Origin of the sequence: Pseudomonas reidholzensis (assembly GCF_900536025.1) — a bacterium.
In the GTDB taxonomy this organism is placed as follows: domain Bacteria; phylum Pseudomonadota; class Gammaproteobacteria; order Pseudomonadales; family Pseudomonadaceae; genus Aquipseudomonas; species Aquipseudomonas reidholzensis.
In genome coordinates this window covers 133,785-154,108 of the sequence record NZ_UNOZ01000007.1, presented here as the reverse complement: position 1 = coordinate 154,108, position 20,324 = coordinate 133,785, and the positions used below count along the sequence as shown (strand labels likewise).

Annotated in this window: 16 protein-coding genes; 10 read left to right on the top strand and 6 right to left on the bottom strand. The window is 63.3% G+C overall.

Going from position 1 to position 20,324, the window contains the following annotated elements; translation table 11 throughout:
- The first annotated feature begins 24 nt into the window (after nt 1-24).
- Nucleotides 25-2,448, top strand: a complete 2,424-nt coding sequence (locus CCOS865_RS06350; RefSeq protein ID WP_119138985.1) for a TonB-dependent siderophore receptor — start codon at nt 25-27, stop codon at nt 2,446-2,448.
- Between the two features lie 808 nt (nt 2,449-3,256).
- Here CCOS865_RS06350 and CCOS865_RS06345 read toward each other — a convergent pair.
- Complete coding sequence (locus CCOS865_RS06345) at nt 3,257-4,582, bottom strand: MFS transporter (RefSeq protein WP_119138983.1); 1,326 nt, start codon at nt 4,580-4,582, stop codon at nt 3,257-3,259.
- Nucleotides 4,583-4,876: 294 nt separating this feature from the next.
- On the opposite strand from CCOS865_RS06345, the gene CCOS865_RS06340 reads away from it, so the two are divergent.
- On the top strand, nt 4,877-5,683 hold the full coding sequence (locus CCOS865_RS06340) for a hypothetical protein (RefSeq protein WP_119138981.1): 807 nt from the start codon (nt 4,877-4,879) through the stop codon (nt 5,681-5,683).
- A gap of 48 nt (nt 5,684-5,731) precedes the next feature.
- Here CCOS865_RS06340 and CCOS865_RS06335 read toward each other — a convergent pair whose 3' ends face one another.
- Both CCOS865_RS06335 and CCOS865_RS06330 read right to left on the bottom strand, forming a co-directional pair.
- Entirely contained in the window at nt 5,732-6,118 is a 387-nt protein-coding gene (locus CCOS865_RS06335) for a GFA family protein (protein WP_119138979.1), read from the bottom strand.
- A gap of 79 nt (nt 6,119-6,197) precedes the next feature.
- Nucleotides 6,198-7,139, bottom strand: a complete 942-nt coding sequence (locus tag CCOS865_RS06330; protein WP_119138977.1) for a LysR family transcriptional regulator — start codon at nt 7,137-7,139, stop codon at nt 6,198-6,200.
- A gap of 111 nt (nt 7,140-7,250) precedes the next feature.
- Between CCOS865_RS06330 and CCOS865_RS06325 the strand changes: the two genes are divergently transcribed.
- From CCOS865_RS06325 to CCOS865_RS06305, 5 genes are all read left to right on the top strand, one after another.
- A complete protein-coding gene (locus CCOS865_RS06325) occupies nt 7,251-8,303 on the top strand; it encodes a Gfo/Idh/MocA family protein (protein ID WP_119138975.1) in 1,053 nt (350 codons plus the stop codon).
- A gap of 97 nt (nt 8,304-8,400) precedes the next feature.
- Nucleotides 8,401-8,910 carry a sigma-70 family RNA polymerase sigma factor gene (locus tag CCOS865_RS06320; protein ID WP_119138973.1) on the top strand — a complete coding sequence of 170 codons (510 nt, stop codon included), beginning with the start codon at nt 8,401-8,403 and terminating at the stop codon, nt 8,908-8,910.
- Nucleotides 8,911-8,915: 5 nt separating this feature from the next.
- A complete protein-coding gene (locus CCOS865_RS06315) occupies nt 8,916-9,911 on the top strand; it encodes a FecR domain-containing protein (RefSeq protein WP_119139190.1) in 996 nt (331 codons plus the stop codon).
- A gap of 98 nt (nt 9,912-10,009) precedes the next feature.
- Entirely contained in the window at nt 10,010-12,448 is a 2,439-nt protein-coding gene (locus CCOS865_RS06310; protein ID WP_119138971.1) for a TonB-dependent siderophore receptor, read from the top strand.
- 60 nt (nt 12,449-12,508) lie between these two features.
- A complete protein-coding gene (locus CCOS865_RS06305; protein WP_119138969.1) occupies nt 12,509-12,874 on the top strand; it encodes an avidin-fold protein in 366 nt (121 codons plus the stop codon).
- 9 nt (nt 12,875-12,883) lie between these two features.
- On the opposite strand, the gene CCOS865_RS06300 is transcribed toward CCOS865_RS06305, so the two are convergent.
- Together CCOS865_RS06300 and CCOS865_RS06295 are read right to left on the bottom strand one after the other, a co-directional pair.
- Nucleotides 12,884-13,231 carry a hypothetical protein gene (locus CCOS865_RS06300; protein ID WP_119138967.1) on the bottom strand — a complete coding sequence of 116 codons (348 nt, stop codon included), beginning with the start codon at nt 13,229-13,231 and terminating at the stop codon, nt 12,884-12,886.
- Between the two features lie 49 nt (nt 13,232-13,280).
- The gene (locus tag CCOS865_RS06295; protein ID WP_119138965.1) at nt 13,281-14,144 is read right to left on the bottom strand and encodes a hypothetical protein; all 864 of its coding nucleotides are present in this window, start codon (nt 14,142-14,144) and stop codon (nt 13,281-13,283) included.
- A gap of 114 nt (nt 14,145-14,258) precedes the next feature.
- Here CCOS865_RS06295 and CCOS865_RS06290 point away from each other — a divergent pair, with 114 nt between their 5' ends.
- The 3 genes from CCOS865_RS06290 (at nt 14,259) to CCOS865_RS06280 (ending at nt 19,472) form a co-directional block, all read left to right on the top strand.
- Nucleotides 14,259-15,362, top strand: coding sequence for a helix-turn-helix transcriptional regulator (locus CCOS865_RS06290; protein WP_244216065.1), 1,104 nt, complete (start codon nt 14,259-14,261; stop codon nt 15,360-15,362).
- Nucleotides 15,363-15,785: 423 nt separating this feature from the next.
- The gene (locus CCOS865_RS06285) at nt 15,786-17,108 is read left to right on the top strand and encodes an NAD(P)/FAD-dependent oxidoreductase (RefSeq protein ID WP_208644505.1); all 1,323 of its coding nucleotides are present in this window, start codon (nt 15,786-15,788) and stop codon (nt 17,106-17,108) included.
- Nucleotides 17,109-17,276: 168 nt separating this feature from the next.
- Nucleotides 17,277-19,472, top strand: a complete 2,196-nt coding sequence (locus CCOS865_RS06280) for an OsmC domain/YcaO domain-containing protein (RefSeq protein WP_119138961.1) — start codon at nt 17,277-17,279, stop codon at nt 19,470-19,472.
- Nucleotides 19,473-19,489: 17 nt separating this feature from the next.
- On the opposite strand, the gene CCOS865_RS06275 is transcribed toward CCOS865_RS06280, so the two are convergent.
- On the bottom strand, nt 19,490-20,209 hold the full coding sequence (locus CCOS865_RS06275) for a TorF family putative porin (protein WP_119138959.1): 720 nt from the start codon (nt 20,207-20,209) through the stop codon (nt 19,490-19,492).
- Between the last annotated feature and the right edge of the window lie 115 nt (nt 20,210-20,324).

Genomic DNA, 20,324 nt, shown 5'->3' with positions numbered 1-20,324 from the left:
TCCGCCCTCGGAAAGGATTCATTCATGCTCGTTCGCGATCGCGCTTTCTCGCGCCGCCACCCCCTCGCCCTGGCCATCGTAGTGGCCCTCGCCAGCCAGGCTACGCTTGCCCAGGCAGACAGCGCCGCTGTCGCCGCCCAGCAACAGACCCTGGAGGTTGCGGCGGGGCCGCTGGCCCGTCAGTTGAACCTGCTGGCCAGTCAGGCCGGCATTCTCATTGGCGGCGATGCTGCGCTGACGGCCAACAAGCAAGGCCAGGCGGTGCATGCCTCGAGCGTCGAGCAGGCGTTGGCGCAGATGCTCGCCGGCACGGGCGTCGAGGCGGTGCGCACCGGCGAGCGAGAATTCCAGCTGATCGCGCAGGCCGACGCCTCGGCCAGCGCTCTCACCCTGGGCAGCACCACCATCAGCGGACAAGGCCTGGCCGACGTGAGCGAGGGTACGCATTCGTACGCGACGGGGCGCTCGTCCACCGCTACCAAGCTGCCCATGACCCTGCGTGAAACGCCGCAATCGGTGACCGTCGTCACCCGCCAGCGCATGGACGACCAGAACCTCAAGAACCTCGACGACGTGATGAACAACGCCACCGGCGTGATGGTGGTGAAGAACGGCGGCGAGCGCTCGCTGTACCAGGCGCGTGGGCAGCTGGTCGACACCCTGCAGATCGACGGCGTGCCGACCAACATCAGCAACGCCTACTCGATGGATGCCATCTCCAAGCCCACTACCGACATTTATGACCGGGTCGAGATCGTGCGTGGCGCCACCGGCCTGATGGAAGGCGCCGGCACCCCTTCGGCGTCGATCAACCTGATCCGCAAGCGCCCGACCGCCGAGCCGCAGGCGTTGATCGAGACCTCGGTCGGCTCGTGGGACGACTACAAGACCATGGTCGACCTGTCGTCGCCGCTGAACGAGGCCGGCACCCTGCGCGGCCGCTCGGTGATCGCCTACAACAATGCCAACAGTTACCTGGACACCGCGCAAAAGGAAAACCAGCTATTCTACGGCATTCTCGAGGCTGACCTGAGCGAGTCGACCCTGGCGACCTTCGGCTTCAGCTACCAGAAGGAGCGCAACTCCGGCTACGACTGGTCCGGCCTGCCGATCCACACCAACGGCGAGTTCTACCCACTGTCGCGGTCGACCTCGCTGACCGGCGACTGGAACCACCTGGACAAACGCAACACCAGCGTGTTCGGCGACATCCAGCACACCTTCGCCAATGACTGGAAGTCCGTGGTGGCGGTCAACCAGATGTGGTCCAAGGCGGACTTCCTAGGCAACTACACCTGGCCGGCGGGGGCCACCGACCAGTTCACCCTGAACCCGCGGCACTTTCGCTACGACGACACCCAGACCAGCATCGACGGCTACGCCTCTGGCCCGATGCAACTGTTCGGTCGCCAGCACGAGCTGATCCTCGGCGGCAACTGGCGCAAGGATGACTTCGACTACCATGGCGGGCGCGACGCCGGTTACCGCTACGTCGTCGACATGAACAACCTGGGGGCGTTCGACCCACCCAAGCCGACCGGCCTGAACGTCAACCAGTGGAAGTACAACCGCACCCAGGAGCAGAAGGGCGTGTACGTCGCGGGCCGCTTCAGCCTGACCGACTCGACCAAGGTGATCCTCGGCAGCCGGCTGAGCTGGGTCAGCTATGACGACCTGAACTTCGTCACCAGCGCCCTCAAGCCGCACTATTCCAAGAGCGGCGAGGTCACGCCTTACGCGGGCCTGGTCCAGGACCTGAACGAGCACTTCACCGCGTACGCCAGCTACACCGAGATCTTCAAGCCGCAGAGCAACCAGGCCCTTGATGGCTCGACGCTCGCGCCGATGACCGGCAGCAACTACGAGATCGGCCTCAAGGGCGAGTTCTTCGACAAGCGTCTGCAGGGCTCGGTCGCCGTGTACCAGGCAGACCAGACCGGTCGCCCGGAGCAGATCGCCTGCGCCCAGGCGTGGTCGTGCTACCGCGCTTCCGACAAAGTGCGCAACCGCGGTTTCGAGTTGGAGCTCAACGGTGAGCTCACCCCAGACTGGAACCTCTCGGCCGGCTACACCTACAACCAGTCCAAGTACGCCGGGGGTGTGCAGAAGGGTGAGAACTTCAACAGCGCATCGCCCCGGCACATGTTCAAGCTCGCCACCGATTACCGCTTGCCGGGTAGTCTGAATCACTTGCGGGTGGGGGGCAGCTTTTATGCCCAGAGCACCATGGTCCAGACCGAGTACGGCAAGGACTACAAGATCCAGCAGGACGCCTACCACCTGACCAACCTGCACGCGATCTATGAGATCAACAAGAACCTCGAGGTGCAGTACAACCTGGAAAACGTGTTCGACAAGAAGTACTACCAGACCTTGGGTAACCCCAACTACTGGAGCTTCTATGGTGAGCCGCGCAACTTCAACCTGGCGTTGCGCGCGAAGTTCTGAGCGGGTAGGGCGGGGTTTTTTGGGGGGCTTCGTGGGTTGTTGGGATAGTCGCCGGTGGTGGCGCGTTTCGATTGTTGGGCTTATCCGTTCGCTGTAGTGCGGCCACTGACCCCTTCCGCTTTTACAGCGGGTCACTTTTTTTCTTGGAAAAAAGTAACCAAAAACCGCTTGCTCCTACATCAGTCCCGCTCGAAGCGGGATTCCCTCACTCCGGCCTTGCTCCCGCGAGGACCTCCGTTCGGCCTCCTGAAGTCGCGGTAGATCAAGATCAACCGCCAGGTCAAGGGCCAGATCAAGATCAAGGGCCAGGGCAACGGCTGGCGAATCGCTGCGCTCTCGCGGGTTTATAAGGGCGGCACAGCGCGTCAGCGCCAGAATGTGCATTGGCAGTGCCGGCCTCTTCGCGGGTAAACCCGCTCCCACAGGTTATCTGCTGACTGTAAGGCCACTGCGGTCCCTGTGGGAGCGGGTTTACCCGCGAAGAGGCCAAGCTATCCACCACAAATGTCACTGTCGAAGATAACGCCAGTCCAGGCACCACCCGTAACTTGGCGACCTCAGGAGGCCGGAGTGAGGGAACCCGCAGCGCAGCGGAGGGCCGTATGTGGGAGCCGGCGGTTTTTGGTTACTTTTTTCCAAGAAAAAAAGTGACCCGCCGTAAGGGCGGAAGGGGCCATAAGCGCCAGCAAATCGAATGGATAAGCCCACAATCTGCCAGCCCAAGCCCAAAACCATCTGCCCGCCAATCAGTGAACAACCAAAAAAAAGAGGCCCCGAAGAGCCTCCACGAGGAAACCTGAACCCGCGCTTACGCCGTCTCGATCTTGCGCGGGGCCATGAAGTACATCCAGACCAGCGCGATGAAGTACATCATCGGGATCATGGTGAACAACACCGCATAGTTGTTATGGGTCGCCGTCAGCACGCTGCCGACGATCTGCGTCATGAACATCCCGCCAATCGCCGCGCACATGCTGCCGAAGCCAAACACCGTACTCACCAGGTGCTTGGGCGTGTAGTCCATCACCAGACTCCAGATGTTCGCCGTCCAGGCCTGGTGCGCGCCAACCGCCACGGCGATGGCCAGCACCGCGACCCACAGGCCGCTCGCATGCGCGGCGAAAATCACGCTGAGCATGGTGCAGGCAAAGATCAGCATCGACACCAGCCGCGCGGTGGTAGCGCGCACGCCACGGCCGATCAGCCAGGACGACAGGATGCCGCCGCCGATGCTGCCGAAGTCCGCGGTCAGCCAGATCAGCATCAGCGGGATGCCCATCTGGGTCACGCTGATACCCAGGTCGTACTGCTGGTTGAGAAACGGCGGCAGCCAGTACAGGTAGAACCAGAACACCGGCGCGGTGATCGAGTACGCCACCGCGAAGGCCCAGGTCCCGCGCCTGCGCAGGATGCGGCTGAAGGGCACGCGGGTGGCCTCCGGCTCAACGTCTTGCTGGATGTAGTCGAGCTCGCTCTGGCGGACCCGCGGGTGGTCTTCAGGGTTGAAGTACGTCAGGCCCCAGAAGATTACCCAGACCAGGCCCAGGCTACCCATGGCGATGAACGCTGCCTGCCAGCCCCAGGCCGCCAGGATCATCGGCAGCAGTGCCGGCGTGAGCATCGCGCCGACGTTGGTGCCGGCATTGAACAAACCGGTGGCGATCGCCCGTTCGCCGGCTGGGAACCACAGCCGCGTGGTCTTCACGCACGCCGGGTAGTTGGCCGCCTCGGTCAGGCCGAGGATGAACCGGCAGACCATGAACCCGGCCGCCGACGTGGCCAGGCCGTGGGCACCGGTGGCCAGGCTCCAGAGCAGCACCGCGACGAAGAACGCGCGTTTGACGCCCACCCGGTCGATCAACCGGCCTTGCAACAGGAAGCCGATGGCGTAGCCGACCTGGAACCAGAAGTTGATGTTGGCGTAGTCCATCGCCGTCCAGCTCATCTCCTTGGCCAGCATCGGCTGCATGATGCCAAGGGCGGCGCGGTCGATGTAGTTCAGGGTGGTGGCAAAGAACACCAGGGCGAGCATGCCCCAGCGGGTCTTGCCGACGGCGAAGGCGCCGCGCACTTTGTCGCCGATGGAGCTGTGAGCAATACGGGGTGACGCGGTGTTGCGCGTGGGATCGGTCATATCGAATTCATTTCTTGAAATTGTCGTGAACTGCGGGTGTTGCAAGGTCGCGGTCAATGCCCAAGGCAGTCAGGCTCCGCAAGCGCCGTGAATGGTGCGCAGTCAATCACGGACCGTCAATTCGAGAGTGGGGCTAACGTGCGATCACCGAACACAAGCGCCCCGTGCTGGCCTCGTGGCAGCACTGCGCCGGTTGGCGTTTCGAATGCGCGGCCAACCATTAAAGCGCGAGAGGGGGGCGCCGATATCAAACCATCGACCCCTCCAGGAACTAAAGGTGATGAAACGTATGTAGTGCTGCTGAGCCTGCTCGCCCTGCTGTCGACGAACGTGCTGGCGGCCAAGCTGACCACCGTCGAAGACATCGAGCAGGTCGAAGGATTGATGAACTGCGCAACCCCGGCATCGGCCAAACTGTTGGCTCAAGCATGGACGCAGGGCGGCTACGAGGCAGCCGACGACTTCATTGTCGAACACCGCGACAGTTGCTCATCCGTTCCCCCACGCGAAGCCCTGACCTATTTGATCGACCTCTCAACCGCCCAGGATGGGATCGTCAAACTCGATGCCGAAACGTTACCAACGTCCGTGTGGGTGCCACTCAAGTCGATCATGGCAGACCTCTATGCGAAATTCGGCCAGGACACCGGCGCCGCCACGGATTTTCTGGAAATCGAACTGTTCACGCCCGTCGACGGCCTGTACCTGAGCCGCGGTGTCGTGGACCGCAAGACCGATGTCCTGCAATTCGTCTACCTGCATGGTGGGCGGGTTGATATCCTCTGGTACGACCCGCAAACCAACAAGATCCTGCTGACGCACGAGGCCGAGAACTCCAGCTATGACCCGTCCAGCGGGACGCTGCTGATGGACCAGGCCGGCACCAGCAAACGCTTGACCTACACCTTGAGCGACCGCCACGAGCCGTTGCGGCTGCGGACCAACGATCATCCAGAGATGGGCAAATTCATTCCCACCACCAGCCTGGACCGTTTCAACAACGCGATGCTGCTCCAGACGTTCCCCGCGTCGATCGAGCATCCGATGGCCCGGACCTTGAGGCTGTTCACCCTGACGGCGAACTCCGAGTTGCACCGCTAGGCGCGTTGGAGTGTCGGGCTTGTTCATTGCGGCGTCGTGATCCGGCCGTTATTTTTCGGCGAGTTCAAGCCACGGCGCCATGCCCGCAACGTGCAGGTGTTTTTGCTTGAGGGGCACGAACGGCGTGTCCAGGGTGCCCAGTGCCACTGAAATCCAGTCGGCAAATTCGCCTTCGCTGCGCGACCAGAACAGGGTTGCGCCGCAGTGCTGGCAGAACTCGCGCAGCACCGACTCGGAAGACCGGTACGCCTTGATCTCAGAGCGGCCGTCAACTATCCGCAGAGCGCTGCGTGGGACGCTGGCATAAGAGGCGAAGAGTGCGCCATGGCCTTTGCGGCAATGGCTGCAGTGGCAGTGGCTGACTGCCTTGGGGCTGCTCAGCAGCTCGTACCTGACGGCCGCACACAGGCAGCTCCCTTGATACGTCTCTGTCACACGCCGCTCCATCCGTGAAAAGCCCACAGCTTAACCACCCGGCTGCCATCGGTCGACTGAGCGCCAAGGCGGGCGCTGGCTACAGGCCCTTCAGTGCATAAGCCCCCGCATTCAGCTGGGCAGTCAGAAACTCCAGGCACACATTGATTTTCACCGAGCCCGCGGCGCGTACGCTGGTCACCGCCGAGACGTTCGCCGGTTGCTGATAGGCCGGCAGCACCCGCACCAGCTTGCCCTCGGCGATGCTCGTGGCGACGTCCCAGGTGGAGGCCATGATGATGCCGAAGCCCTCATGCGCCCAGCCGTGCACCACCTCACTGTGATTGGACGCCATGGGCCCGGTCACCTTGACGGTTTCCAGGCCATTGCCGCCGTGCAGCCGCCACACGCCGAAACGCTGCTCGCGTTCACGAAACAGCAGGCAGTCGTGCAGGGTCAGCTCGGCCAGGGTGGCCGGCTGCCCGCGTTCGGCCAGGTAGCTCGGGGCAGCGCAGAGGATCCGCTGGCTGTCGGCGATGCGCCGGGCGATCAGGTTCTGCTCGTTGACCTCACCGACGCGGATGTCGATGTCGAAGTTCTCGGCGATCAGGTCGGTGCGGCGGTCGAGCAGCTCCAGCCAGACTTCGAGCTTGGGGTAGCGCTTGCGCAGCAAGGCCAGGATCGGCGCGATGTGAAAGCGCCCCAGACGATGGCTGGCGCTGATCCGCAAGGTGCCGCGGGGCTCGAGCCGATCACCCAGCGAGGTTTCCAGCATGCCGTTGACGTTGTCGAGGATGGTCTTGGCCCAGACCAGCATCGCCTCGCCCTCGGAGGTGATCGAGACGCGGCGGGTGGTGCGGTTGAACAGCTTGCAGCCCAGAGTCTCTTCCAGTGCCGCAACGCGCTTGCTGACGTGGGCGGGGGAGATCCCCAGCTCGGCACCTGCGGCAATGAAGCTGGCGCGTTTGGCGATGGTCGAGAACAGCAGCAAGTCGCGCAAGAACGGGTCATTGTTCACTACGGGAGAATTCTGATTTTCCATGCTGGCTGATTATGGTCTTTCGCGTTGATAGTAGGCTGGATCCTAGCAGATCGTGTCGTGCCGTCGATGGCTCGACCCGCACATAAAAACAACGCTCGCGAAGATCAGACCATGCGAAAAATCAGCATTGCCGTGGCCGGCGCCGGACTTATCGGCCGGCGTCACATCGAACTCCTGCAAGCCAACCCCGCGTGCGAGCTCGCCGCCATCATCGACCCGCTGCTGGTGCCGGCCGACTACCTGGCTGGGCTGGGCGTAACGCAGTATCCCGACCTCCAGCGCTATTTCGCCGAGCACCGGCCCGACGGCATCATCCTCGCGACACCCAATGCGCTGCACGTCGAACAGACCCTGCAATGCATCGAGGCAGGCGTTGCCGCGCTGATCGAGAAACCGGTCGCGCACAGCGTCGAAGCGGGCAAGCGCCTGCTGGCCATTGCCGAGGCGGCCAACGCCAAGCTGCTGGTAGGCCATCACCGCGCGCACAGCCCGATCCTGGCCAAGGCCCGGGAGCTGGTCAGTGAAGGCGTGCTGGGTGATCTGGTGGCGGTGCAGGGCAGTGCGTTGTTCTACAAGCCGGATGACTATTTTGATGGCGCACTCTGGCGACGGCAGGCGGGCGGTGGGCCGATCCTGATCAACATGATTCACGAAATCGGCAACCTGCGTGCTCTGTGCGGCGAGATCGTCGCGGTGCAGGCCATGCAGTCCAACGCGGCGCGGGGCTTCGCGGTCGAGGACACGGTGTGCATCGGGCTGCGCTTTGCAAACGGCGCCTTGGGTTCATTCCTGCTCTCCGACACCGCGGGCTGTGCGCGCAGTTGGGAGCAGACCTCACAGGAGAACGCCGACTATCCCTGGTATGACGACGAAGACTGCTACGTGATCTCCGGCAAGAACGGCACGTTGTCGGTGCCGACCCTGCGCCTGAAGAGCTACCCCGACGCCAGCCAGCGTTCGTGGTGGAAGCCGTTTCGAACCGCCACCGCAGAGGTCGTTCGGCAAGACCCGCTGGCGCTTCAGCTGGTGCATTTCTGCAACCTGATCCAGGGCAAGGAGGCCCCGCGGGTGACCGTTCGCGATGGCCTGCTCAACCTGATCATCACCGAAGCGATCGCCGAAGCGGCGCGCACCGGGCGCATCGTCGAGATCGACCCACTGTGAGCTGAGCCGTTGCGGCAGTTGAAGGCAGCTTGCGCCTGCTAATTGTGAATGATTATCATAAGCTGATTATCAAGCCGCAGACGCAGGCCAGTCGCCCATGGGACCCTCAAGCTCTTTCGACCTGGATGTCGAAACCCTCTACACCCGGCATCACAGCTGGTTGAAGCGGTGGTTGCACAAGCGTCTGGGCGAGGCGGCGGATGCCGATGACCTGGCCCAGGACACCTTCGTGCGGATCCTCCGCGCGAGGCGTCCGGTCAACGACCTGCACCGCCCGTTGGCCTACCTCGCGACCATCGCCAACAGCCTGCTGGTCAACCGCTGGCGACGCCTGGCGGTCGAGCGCGCGTATGCCGAGGTGCTGGCAGCGCAGCCGGAGCAGTACGAGATTTCCGCCGAGGCCCGGCACCTGCTGATCGAAACCCTGACCCAGCTGGACGAGCTGCTGCATGCGCTGTCGCCGCGGGTGCGGGAGATCTTCCTGCTGTCGCAGCTCGATGGCCTGACCTACAAACAGATTGCCGCGCAGCTGTCGCTGAGTGTCGATCAGGTCCAGCGTGCCATGCTCAAGGCGCTCGACCGCTGCTACGCCAGCCAGTTCGAGTAATGCCCATGCCACCTGGAGCCGCCCCGGCCGAACCTGTTCATCCCGCCATCCGCCAGCAGGCGCTCGCCTGGTATTCGTTGACCCTGTCCGGCGACATCACCGCCGAGCAACTGCAGCAGCTGGAACGCTGGCGCCAGGCCGACAGCGAGCACGAGCGCGCCTGGCAGCGCATGGCCGGCTTGCCGGAGCTGATCCACAGCAACGCCGCGCTGTTGCGCGACCCGCTGGCCAGGGCCGCCTTGCAGCAGACGCGGTATGTCAGCGGCGATCGCCGGCAACTGTTGAAGCTGCTGGCGGGCGTGAGCGTGCTCGGTGCGGTCGGCTGGCAGGGCAGGGACAGCCAATGGTTGCAAGGCAGCCTGGCAGACCTGCGCACCGCGACCGGCGAGCGGCGCCGAGAGGTGCTCGCCGATGGCACTCAGCTGTGGCTCAACACGGCCACGGCAGTGGACATCGCGTTCACCGCCGGCGAACGGCGGATCTCCCTGCGCTACGGTGAAATCAACGTGCTGACCGCCGCCGATTCGGCCAGGCGGCCGCTGCTGGTGCAAACCACCGACGCCGACCTGCGCCCACTGGGCACGCGCTTCACCGTGCGCTGTGGCGACGGCTGCGTGGGCACGCGGGTGTCGGTCAGCAGTGGCCGCGTGGCTGCGAGGCTGCGCCAAGGCCCTGCTGCGCATGTGGTCGAAGCCGGTCAGCAGGCGCTGCTCGAACCCGGTTCACTTTCGGTTGACCCTCGCGCGCCGCTGGACGATGCCTGGGTCGACGGCCTGGTCATCGCGCAAGCCACGCGGCTGGGCGAACTGGTGACCCAACTGGCGCGCTACCGCCCGGGCATTCTGCGCTGCGATCCACGCATCGCCGACTTGCGCGTGACCGGCTCGTACCCACTGACGGACAACGAACGCATCCTCGCGTTGCTCGAAGGCAGCCTGCCGCTCAGCATCCAGCGGCGGACGCGTTACTGGGTGACGCTGGTACCTCGATCCATGGGTTGAAAAATATTTTCAGCCCGGTCGCAGATTTTCATTTCTCGATTGGCCCCTGGACATACCCCGCTCATCACGCGGGCCCTTGGCCCTTTCGGAAGTTTGCCATGACCCACCGTATGACCCCGCTGGCGCGAGCCATTCACCTGGCGTTCGCCACCGGCCTGACCTTCGGCAGCCTCGTCGCTGGCGGCGCCGCGCAGGCGCAGGACGCGAGCGTCGCTCGCGCCAGCATCATCCGTTTCGACGTCGCCGCCGGCCCGCTGGACCAGGCCCTGAGCCAGTTCGGCCGGCAATCGGGTATTCCCCTGTCGATCGATGCCAGCCTGACCGCCGGCAAGTCCAGCCAGGGCGTGCAGGGCAGCTTTGCGATGGAGCAAGGGCTTGCACAGGTGCTGGCGGGTACCGGTTTGCGCGTGGCCCGCACAGACACCGGCAACTACCTGCTGATACCGGCTGCCGAGGAGAGTGGCGCGCTGGAGCTGGACGCGACGTCGATCAACTCGCGGCTGGACGGTGATCGCACGGAGGGGACGGGCTCGTATACCACCTCCCAACGCACCAGCACCGCGACCAAGCTGGGCTTGAGCGTCAAGCAAATCCCGCAGTCGGTCAGCGTCATTACCCGCCAACGGATGGATGATCAGAAGCTCTCCACGGTTTCCGAAGTGCTGGAAGCGACGGTCGGCGTCAGCACGTTCAACCAGGGTATCGGCACGGACCTCGACCAGCCCTACGCGCGAGGTTTTCTGATCTCCAACTACCTGGTCGATGGCCTGCCGCGTACCTCATCGAAGATGTACAGCCTCAACTCATCCACGGCGTTGTACGACCGGGTCGAGGTGGTACGCGGGGCCACCGGACTGATGAGCGGCATGGGCAGCCCGGGTGCGGCGATAAACCTGATCCGCAAGCGGCCTACCGCCCAGGCACAGGCCAGCCTCACTGCCCAGGCGGGGAGTTGGGATCACTATGGTTTCGGCGCAGACCTCTCTGGGCCGCTGAATGAGTCGGGGACCCTTCGCAGCAGGCTGGTGGTTGATCATCAGGACAGCAACAGTTGGTTGGACCGTTACCAGAACCACTCCAGCGTCGCCTACAGCGTGACCGAGTTCGACCTTGACGAGCAGACCTTGTTGAGCGTCGGCTTTACCCATCAGCGCAACGACAACGAAGCACCGATGCGCAGCGGAGTGCCGCTGTTTTACCAGGACAACTACCGCAGCGGGGCAAGGATCAACCTGCCACGTTCTTACAATAATGCCCCGGACTGGAGCTACTACGACACCCAGCAAAGCAGCGTTTTCACGGCATTGGAGCATCGTTTCGACGGTGGTTGGAACGCCAAGGTCGAGCTTAGCCATTCACGCTCCGAGCAGGACGCAATCTCCTACTACCAGTACGGGGCCATCGACGCGCAGACCGGGTTGGGGAGCAGCATCGCGCCTGCAAAGTGGCAACAAACCGACAAACAGAACAGCCTGGATGCCTCTCTGACCGGCCCCTTTGAACTGCTGGGCCGTGAGCATGAGCTGGTCGCGGGCGTGGCGCTGTCACGCATCGACAGCAAGTCGAACAACTACAACTGGCTGTACGCGTGGAACAGCAGCTACGACGGCACGCTCGGCAACATCTGGACCTGGGACGGCAGTGGCGCCAACCGCCCGGTGTTTGACCGAACAGGCAAGACCGACACTGAAGAAACCCAGTACAGCGCCTACCTGACGTCGCGTTTCAACCTGACCGATTCAACGCATCTGATTACCGGCTCGCGGGTGATCGACTGGAAGCGCACAGCCGAGTCCACCTCGTCGGCCGGCGTGCGCAGCACGCAGGAGCGCAAGGAAAACGGCGTGGTGGTGCCCTTTGCGGGCCTGGTCTATGACCTCGACGAGACGTGGTCGGTGTATGGCAGCTACACCCAGATTTTCAACCCGCAAAGCGCGACGGCGCGCGACATCAATAACCAGCCGCTCGATCCCGAGGAGGGCAATGCCTACGAACTGGGGGTCAAAGCCGGTTTCGATGAGGGGCGACTCAACGCCAGCATGGCGCTGTTCAGGATCGAGCAGGACAATGTGGCCGAATACGACGGCACCATCAGTGCCTATCGCATGCTGCAGGGCATCACCACCAACGGCGTCGAACTCGAGCTCAACGGTGAACTGAGTGAAGGCTGGAACATTGCTGGCGGCTATGCCTACAGCGTCAGTGAAGACGCCCAGCACGACCGGGCAATGAGTCGTATCCCCCGGCACAACGTCAAAGGCTTCACCACCTACCGACTGTCCGGGGCGCTGGACAAGGTAACTGTTGGCGCAGGCTTCAACTGGAAGAGCCGGTATGGCTACGAAGGCGACGGGTATCCCATGCAGGGCAGCTTCATGCTGGTCAGCGCCATGACCCGCTATGACTTCAGCAAACAGCTGTCGGCGACGCTCAATGTGAGTAACCTGTTGGACAAGAAGTATTATGCCTCGATCACTGAAAACGGCGTTTATGGCGAGCCAAGGAATGCCGTGTTGTCGTTGAAATACGCGTTCTGACCCACCACTGAGCCAGAACGCGTACGCAACGAATACCTTCAACTCAAGGATGCGACATCCATGCAACTGTCCACTTCCAGCCTGAGCGAGCGCTTGCACGATCGCCGCTTCACCGTAGCCAACAACGCCCAGGGCCTGTCCGGGACAGGCACGGTGTTTCACTATCGTGTTGAGGGCGATGCGATTTCAGGCACCTACCAGGGCGGGCGGATCCGCATCGGCAGCCAAGTCGGTCGGGTGACCGGTCCGGACACCCTCGAACTCCTGTATCAATGCCTGACCACCGAGGGCGAGATGCTCGCCGGCTGGTCGCGTGGCACGGTCGGGGTCGATGACCACGGACGCACCACGCTGGCGTTCGTCTGGGGCTGGTTGTCGGGTGCGACGGGCGGGGGAGAGTCCAGCTACGTCGAACTGCTCGAGTAGCGACCAGGCTCATCGCCGCTTTCGCGCCCGGGCCTTGCGGATCATCCGATCCAGCTCTGCGATCAGTTCATCAGCGTCAAGTGCGTGCCATTCACCGCAGTCCGCCGCGATGATCATCTCGGCGAACGCGGGGCTGCACTCCGTGGGCTGCTCGGTGAGTGCCGTCAGCACCCAGACCCCGGTGATTTCCTGGCCTGCGAGCAGGCCTTTGTTCTGCAGCGACAGCAGTGTGGAAAAGAACTGGCTGTCGGTGAGCCAGGGATACGCGAGCGTTACCTCGCGGCGCATTGCCGGTGCAGCAATGCCACCTGTGGCCAGCTGCAGGACCAGGTTGTCGAGTGCGGTCAGATCGGTCATGGGATGCTCATGTGCAAAGGCGTCGAAGGGGCTGCAAGCCGATAAGCGCTCAGGCGCCCAGGTCGTAGCCACGCATGAACAGGCTGTTCTCCAGGGCCAGGCGGATGTCCATCGGCGGCTCGACCAGGCGCAACGGGCTGTCAGTGCTTCGCGCCAGCTCCGCCACCTGGTTCAGCACCCAACTGGCGCGCAGGTTCCAGCGTGCGTGGTGGGTGCCGGCTCGCAGGCGCTTGAAGTGCAGGCTGCCCGTGCTCGGGTTGCGGCGCTTGGGGGCCACGGCGCCCTGGCCTTCCTTCGCCGCCGCCCAGGGGAAACACAAACCTGCGGGCACTGCCGTCAGGCGATGTGCTTTGCAGTACTCGACCACCAATGCACCCAGGCCTGCCGCGACCCGGCTGTCATAGATGCAGATGCCAGGGCAGAGCAGTGCATAGACCTTGGTCATCCCCGAGTTGAAGCGCAGGTTTTTCGAGCGCAGCACCGGGGCGTTTTCGTCACCCGCCAGGAGTGCCGACTTGACCGCGTGAAGCGTGCCGCCAAGGCCGCGCTGGTTGGCCTTGAGCCAATCCACGTTGTGCGCGGTGACACCGCCCCAGGCCATGACATCGATGCAGGCGCGCAGCAGCAAACGGTCATCGCTACCTGCGGCGATGAGGTCTTGGCGCAACGCGCCGAGCGCGGTTGCGTTGGCGGCGGCACAGGCGCCTGGGTTGTAGCCCAGGCGGGGGTTGCCCGGGAAGTTCCAGTGGTAGGACTGATAGGCATCGAACAGGCCGTCGCACGACCACTCGACGCCGCTGCGGCGGTCGACATACGCGTGCTTGAACAAGGTCTGCGAATCGAGCTCGGCGGCCAGCCAGGTGACGAAAGTAGAAACGTGCGGAAGGCTTGCATAGGCGTGTTGAGTGGTCATCGGATGCTCCAGTAGGTTGGCGCTGTAGGGGAAGATTGCGTGCCAACGAGCAAAGGGTATCTACTGGTAGAGCCACTTTTTGTCCTTATCGAAATCGTACGGGAGTTTTTTACCTTGGCCGGCTCCAAATACACCGCACCCGACCGCGAGCGGCGCCGCAAAGCCTTGCGCATGCTCCTCCAGGACGCTGCCACGCCGCAGCGCACTGAGCAGCTTCATCAGGAGCTCGAGCGACAGTTCGGCGGGTTTTCGATCAGAACCACTCGGCGCGACCTTGTCGCCATGTCCAAACGCCCCAGGCTGGTCAAATCGGTTGAAAAGCCCGAGCATGCCAAGTCGCTGCTGTGGGAAGGCGGGCAGGGCAGTATCGACCTGTCGTTGTCGCCCATTGAGTGCCTGACGCTGACGGCGATCTTCCAGCATGCCGACCGGTTTGGCTTTCGTGCTGACACCGAGGACCTGACCAGGCTGCGCGGCTATGTGGCGTCGGAGTTGTACAAGCACGCCCGACGCGACCTGGTCGCCGAGGGGCGAATCACCACCGGCACCCGCTTCACCGTGCTGCGCCCCGGTGCCTATGACGAGGCGCACCTGCGCCTGATTCAGCAAGCGCTGATCGATGGCAACAGCAGCCTCGACGTCTTGTACCGGCCACGTGACGCAGGTGCCGCTGAAACCTGTGGCTATCGGCTCAAGCCGCTTGCGCTGTCCTACCAGGATTCGAATATCTACCTCAGCGCGCTGGTCACCGAAGAGCACTGGCCCGATGGGCTACAGCCGCCTGCTGACGCGCCCCGTGGCAAGTACTCCAGCAATGGACCGGGGCAGACCTGTGTGTTGATGCTGCACCGGATGCTCGATGTGCAGACGTGCTGGCAGACGATTGCCGAGCCGGTTGGCTACGACGTGCATGCGCAAGGCGTGCAGAAAGACCTCATGACCATTCACAGTGACGGGCCGATAGACCTCGAGCTGCGCCTGAGTGACAACCTGCACAATCGCCTGAGCGAAAACCCTCTGGCGCAGGGGCAGGTGATCATCCAGCAGCCCGAAGGCTGGTTGCTCAGGTGCCAGATCGCCGATACCCAGGGGTTGCGCTTGTTCCTGCTGAGCAATGCGGGCGATATCCAGGTGCTTGCCCCGCCGCAGTTGAGGGCGCACGTACGGGGTGTGTTGCAGCAGGCGCTGGCGCAATACGCTGATGGCGAGGGCCGCTAGCGGCGCCAGTGCAAGGCACCCTCAACGCCGCACGACAGACACCCGATAGCGGGTAGCCCTCACCACCCGCACCGGCAAGGTCGCGCTCAGCGCCTGCTCGGCATGGCGCGGCTCAAAAATGCTCGGATTCATTATCAGTTCATGACGCGGTGTGATCGTTGTGCAGTTTTTCTTCTGCGCGCGGATCGCCGCGACGGATTGACGCAACAGCTCATCAAGAATACATTGTGTATACACACATAATTCAATGTGAAGTCAGGATGACTGGCTGCGCTGATCCGTCCCACTCTCTGGAATGAGTTGATTCAAATGGCAGTTTCAAGAAGAAATGTCCTCATCGGCGCCGGCGTGACCGCCGGCGTAGTCGCCGCCGGTGGCTCTGCCGCATTGCTCTCCGATGGCACCCCGAAAGATCCAGCTTCGTTGCTGCGCATCGGCTCCCTGCCTGCCGACGACGCCTCACCGGGCTGGTTCCACACCAGCCGCGTGCGTCAGCCCAAGGCACCGTTGATCGGCGATGAGCAGGCCCCTTGGGTCGTGGTCGGTGCAGGCTTCACCGGCTTGGCGGCCGCACGCCAACTGGCGCTGAACTTCCCCAATGACAAGGTCATCCTGGTCGAGGCGCAGCAGGTCGGTTTCGGCACTTCGGGCCGTAACGCCGGCTTCCTCATCGATGTGCCGCATGACATCGGCGCACCGGACTACATCGGCGACCAGGCCAACGCGCGTAACGTGCTGGCGCTGAACCAGCGCGGCCAAGGCATCCTTCGTGACCTGGTCGAGCAGCACAACATCGTCGACGCGCAACTGCGCCACTCGGGCAAGTACCAGGCGGCAGTCGAGGACAAAGGCATTGCGGTGCTCAACGCCTACCGCGGCGGCCTGGAAAAACTCGGCCAGCCGTGCCACCTGATCGAAGGTTCGGAGCTGCGCGACCACCTCGGCACATCGTTCTACCGCAAGGCGCTGTACACCCCGAACACCATCCTGGTGCAACCGTCGGCGCTGGTGAAAGGCCTGGCCGATTCGCTGCCAGAAAACGTCAAGCTGTACGAAGACACCCCGATCACCGCGGTCGATTACGGCGTCAAGACCGTGCTGCACCACGCTACCGGGCGCATCACCGCCGACAAGCTGATCCTCGCCAACAACGCCTTCGGCTCGTACTTCGGCTTCCTCCAGGGCCGCATGCTGCCGATCTTCACCTACGGCAGCCTGACCCGCCCGCTGACCGCCGCCGAACAGGCGAGCATCGGCGGCAAGGACTTCTGGGGTGTGATCCCCGCCGACCCGTTCGGCACCACCCTGCGCCGCACCCACGACAACCGCATCCTGGTGCGCAACAGCTTCAGCTTCAACCCGGACGGCCGGGCCAAGCAGAACTACCCCGAGAAGGTTCGCCCGGCGCATCGCCTGTCGTTCGAACGGCGCTTCCCGGAGCTGGCCAACGTGCCGTTCGAGCACACCTGGGGCGGTGGCCTGGCCATGACCCGCAATGGCGCCGGCTTCTTCGGTGAGCTGCGCGAAAACGTCTACGGGGCGCTGGGCTGTAACGGCCTGGGCACCGTGCGTGGCACCGCGACCGGCACGCTGCTGGCCAACCTGCTGGCGGGCAAGCGCGAGAACCTCACCGACTACCTGCTGGCCGCGCCCAAGCCAAGCTGGAATCCGCCGCAGCCAATGCTGTCGATCGGCGTCAACTTCACCTTGCGCACCGGTCAGGCCAAGGCTGGCATCGAAGCCTGAGGCAGCGAGCCTGCTTGAACTTCGTGTCAAGCGTCGACAGCACGGCGTTGCCCGTGCTGTCGGCTCATCGGCGGATCACGTGGCCAGGGCAGATCGGCCAAGACTTCCAACGGAAAAGTCCGGATAATGGCCGCCATTTCGTTTTGCTACTTGGCATGGTAATCCCGCATGGAAATCAAGGTTAATTTTCTCGACAACCTTCGGCTTGAGGCCAAGTTCGATGATTTCACGGTGGTGGCCGATCAACCCATCCGCTACAAAGGCGATGGTTCGGCCCCGGGCCCGTTCGATTACTTCCTGGCTTCGTCGGCGCTGTGTGCGGCTTACTTCGTAAAGTTGTACTGCGAAACACGCAATATCCCCACCGACAATATTCGCCTGTCGCAGAACAACATCGTCGACCCGGAAAACCGCTACAACCAGATTTTCAAGATCCAGGTCGAGTTGCCGGCGGACATCTCGGCCAAGGACCGCCAGGGCATCCTGCGTTCGATCGACCGCTGCACGGTGAAGAAGGTCGTGCAGACCGGGCCGGAGTTCGTCATCGAAGAGGTGGAAAACCTCGATGCCGACGCCCAGGCCTTGCTCATGCTCGACAGCGACACCCAGGCCAGCACCTACATTGCCGGCAAGGACCTGCCGCTGGAGCAGACCATCGCCAACATGTCCGGCATCCTCGCCGGCCTGGGCATGAAGATCGAGATCGCCTCGTGGCGCAACATCGTGCCTAACGTGTGGTCGCTGCATGTGCGCGACGCGCACTCGCCGATGTGCTTCACCAACGGCAAGGGCGCGACCAAGGAAGGCGCACTGGCGTCGGCGCTGGGCGAGTTCATCGAGCGGCTCAATTGCAACTTCTTCTACAACGACCAGTTCTGGGGCGAGGACATCGCCAATGCCGAGTTCGTCCACTACCCGAACGAGCGCTGGTTCAAGCCAGGCCCCAAGGACGCGCTGCCGGCCGAGATCCTCGACGAATACTGCCTGGAGATCTACAACCCGGACGGCGAACTGCGCGGCTCGCACCTGTACGACACCAACTCGGGCAATGTGAAGCGCGGCATCTGCGCGCTGCCGTTCGTTCGCCAGTCGGACGGCGAGGTGGTGTACTTCCCCTCCAACCTGATCGAGAACCTCTACCTGAGCAACGGCATGAGCGCCGGCAACACCCTGGCCGAAGCCCAGGTACAGTGCCTGTCGGAAATCTTCGAGCGTGCGGTCAAGCGCGAAATCCTCGAAGGCGAGCTGGCCCTGCCGGATGTCCCGCAGGAGGTGCTGGCCAAGTACCCGGCCATTGTTGCCGGCATCGAGGGCCTGGAAGCGCAGGGCTTCCCGGTGCTGGTCAAGGACGCGTCGCTCGGCGGTGAGTTCCCGGTGATGTGCGTGACCTTGATGAACCCGCGCACCGGGGGCGTGTTCGCCTCGTTCGGCGCCCACCCAAGCTTTGAGGTGGCGCTGGAGCGCAGCCTTACCGAGCTGCTCCAGGGTCGCAGCTTCGAAGGCCTCAACGACTTGCCCCAGCCGACCTTCGAAAGCCACGCGGTGACCGAGCCGAACAACTTCGTCGAGCACTTCATCGACTCCAGCGGTGTGGTCTCGTGGCGCTTCTTCAGTGCCAAGGCCGACTTCGAATTCGTCGAGTGGGACTTCACCCACGACGGCGCGGACGCCAACGAAGCCGAAGCCGCCACCTTGTTCGGCATCCTCGAGGACCTCGGCAAGGAAGTGTACATGGCGGTCTACGACCAGCTGGGCGCCAACGCCTGCCGTATCCTGGTGCCGGATTACTCCGAGATCTACCCGGTCGAGGACCTGATCTGGGACAACACCAACAAGGCCCTGCTGTTCCGCGAAGACATCCTCAACCTGCACCGCCTCGACGACCGCAGCCTCAGGGCGTTGGTCAAGCGCCTGGACAACTGTGAGGTCGACGAATACACCACCATCACCACCCTGATCGGCGTCGAGTTCGATGACAACACGGCCTGGGGCCAGTTGACCATCCTCGAGCTCAAGCTGCTGGTCAAGCTGGCCTTGAAGCGCTTCGAAGAGGCCAAGGAGCTGGTCGAGGCGTTCCTCCAGTTCAACGACAACACGGTCGAGCGTGGCTTGTTCTACCAGGCCTTGAACGTGGTGCTGGAAGTGGTGCTGGACGACGAGCTGGAGATGGAAGACTACGAGGTCAACTTCCGCCGCATGTTCGGCAACCCGCGGATGGATGCGGTGCTGGGCTCGGTGGAGGGTAGCGTGCGCTTCCATGGCTTGACGCCGACCAGCATGAAGCTCGAAGGCCTGGACCGCCACCAGCGGCTGGTCGACAGCTACAAGAAGCTGCACGCGGCGCGGGCCAGGTTCGCCGGCTGATCACGGCGCCTGTTGGCTCAGAAGAAGCTGCGCTGGGCCTTGAGGGTGACCATGCTTTCGCAATTGCTGTTGATCCCGGCGTAGGCATCGCAGCCGCCGCCGCTGAGGTCGGAATTGCTGTAGATGAGGTTGAGGTCCATGCCAAGCCAAGGGCGTGACAGCTCCAGCGACCAGTCGTTGAAGCTGTCGACCTGGCTGCCGTCGCCGATGGTGTAGGGCGTGCCCAAGCGGTGGTGGGCGACCTTGACGGTCAGCTCGGCCTCGAGCAGCGGCAGTTGGCCGAGGTTGGCGAACAGGGTACCGGTGCGGTTGTCGGGGTTGTCGTTGAAGGCGCCGCCCAGGCGACTGCCGAGCAGCGACAGGCCGCCGTACAGGGCGTAGCTGTCGTTGCCGGCGAGGTTGGGGTAGCTGTAGTGGATCATCCCCACCTCGTAGCCGAGGCTGTTGTCGAAGCGTTGCTTGTAGCCCAGGTAGTTGTCCAGGCGCAGCGTCGAATCGGGCGACAGGCCCATGCTTGGCGCGTATTGACCGACGTACCAGCCACTGGAATGGCTGAGGTCGAGGCCGCCATGAAACGAGCCGACCGCGCTCGGCGAGATCAGCCCCTGGGCCATGCTGCGCGAAGGCGTAGTGCCGAGCTTGAAGTCGAAATCGCCGAGTTGGCGCTGTATCTGCTGGGCCGACAGCAGGGGGCTGAAGAGGCTGGCTGCCCCCAACAGCAATAGCGGCCTGATCATGATCACCGTCCTGGAAAGCCCGCTCTAGAGCGCTAGAGGATACCTGCCTCGGTCGGTTTGGGGGGTACCGTTGGTCAGGCTTGATCGCCTGGGGCCGCCGCCGGCCCCAGGTTTT

What these genes read in the sequence shown, in the direction of transcription:
- CCOS865_RS06350 (WP_119138985.1), top strand. Translation starts at nt 25, where the DNA reads ATGCTCGTTCGCGATCGCGCTTTCTCGCGCCGCCACCCCCTCGCCCTG.
- CCOS865_RS06320 (WP_119138973.1), top strand. Translation starts at nt 8,401, where the DNA reads ATGGGACCCTCAAGCTCTTTCGACCTGGATGTCGAAACCCTCTACACC.
- CCOS865_RS06295 (WP_119138965.1), bottom strand. Translation starts at nt 14,144, where the DNA reads ATGACCACTCAACACGCCTATGCAAGCCTTCCGCACGTTTCTACTTTC.
- CCOS865_RS06275 (WP_119138959.1), bottom strand. Translation starts at nt 20,209, where the DNA reads ATGATCAGGCCGCTATTGCTGTTGGGGGCAGCCAGCCTCTTCAGCCCC.
- CCOS865_RS06330 (WP_119138977.1), bottom strand. Translation starts at nt 7,139, where the DNA reads ATGGAAAATCAGAATTCTCCCGTAGTGAACAATGACCCGTTCTTGCGC.
- CCOS865_RS06345 (WP_119138983.1), bottom strand. Translation starts at nt 4,582, where the DNA reads ATGACCGATCCCACGCGCAACACCGCGTCACCCCGTATTGCTCACAGC.
- CCOS865_RS06315 (WP_119139190.1), top strand. Translation starts at nt 8,916, where the DNA reads ATGCCACCTGGAGCCGCCCCGGCCGAACCTGTTCATCCCGCCATCCGC.
- CCOS865_RS06325 (WP_119138975.1), top strand. Translation starts at nt 7,251, where the DNA reads ATGCGAAAAATCAGCATTGCCGTGGCCGGCGCCGGACTTATCGGCCGG.
- CCOS865_RS06300 (WP_119138967.1), bottom strand. Translation starts at nt 13,231, where the DNA reads ATGACCGATCTGACCGCACTCGACAACCTGGTCCTGCAGCTGGCCACA.
- CCOS865_RS06310 (WP_119138971.1), top strand. Translation starts at nt 10,010, where the DNA reads ATGACCCACCGTATGACCCCGCTGGCGCGAGCCATTCACCTGGCGTTC.
- CCOS865_RS06280 (WP_119138961.1), top strand. Translation starts at nt 17,277, where the DNA reads ATGGAAATCAAGGTTAATTTTCTCGACAACCTTCGGCTTGAGGCCAAG.
- CCOS865_RS06305 (WP_119138969.1), top strand. Translation starts at nt 12,509, where the DNA reads ATGCAACTGTCCACTTCCAGCCTGAGCGAGCGCTTGCACGATCGCCGC.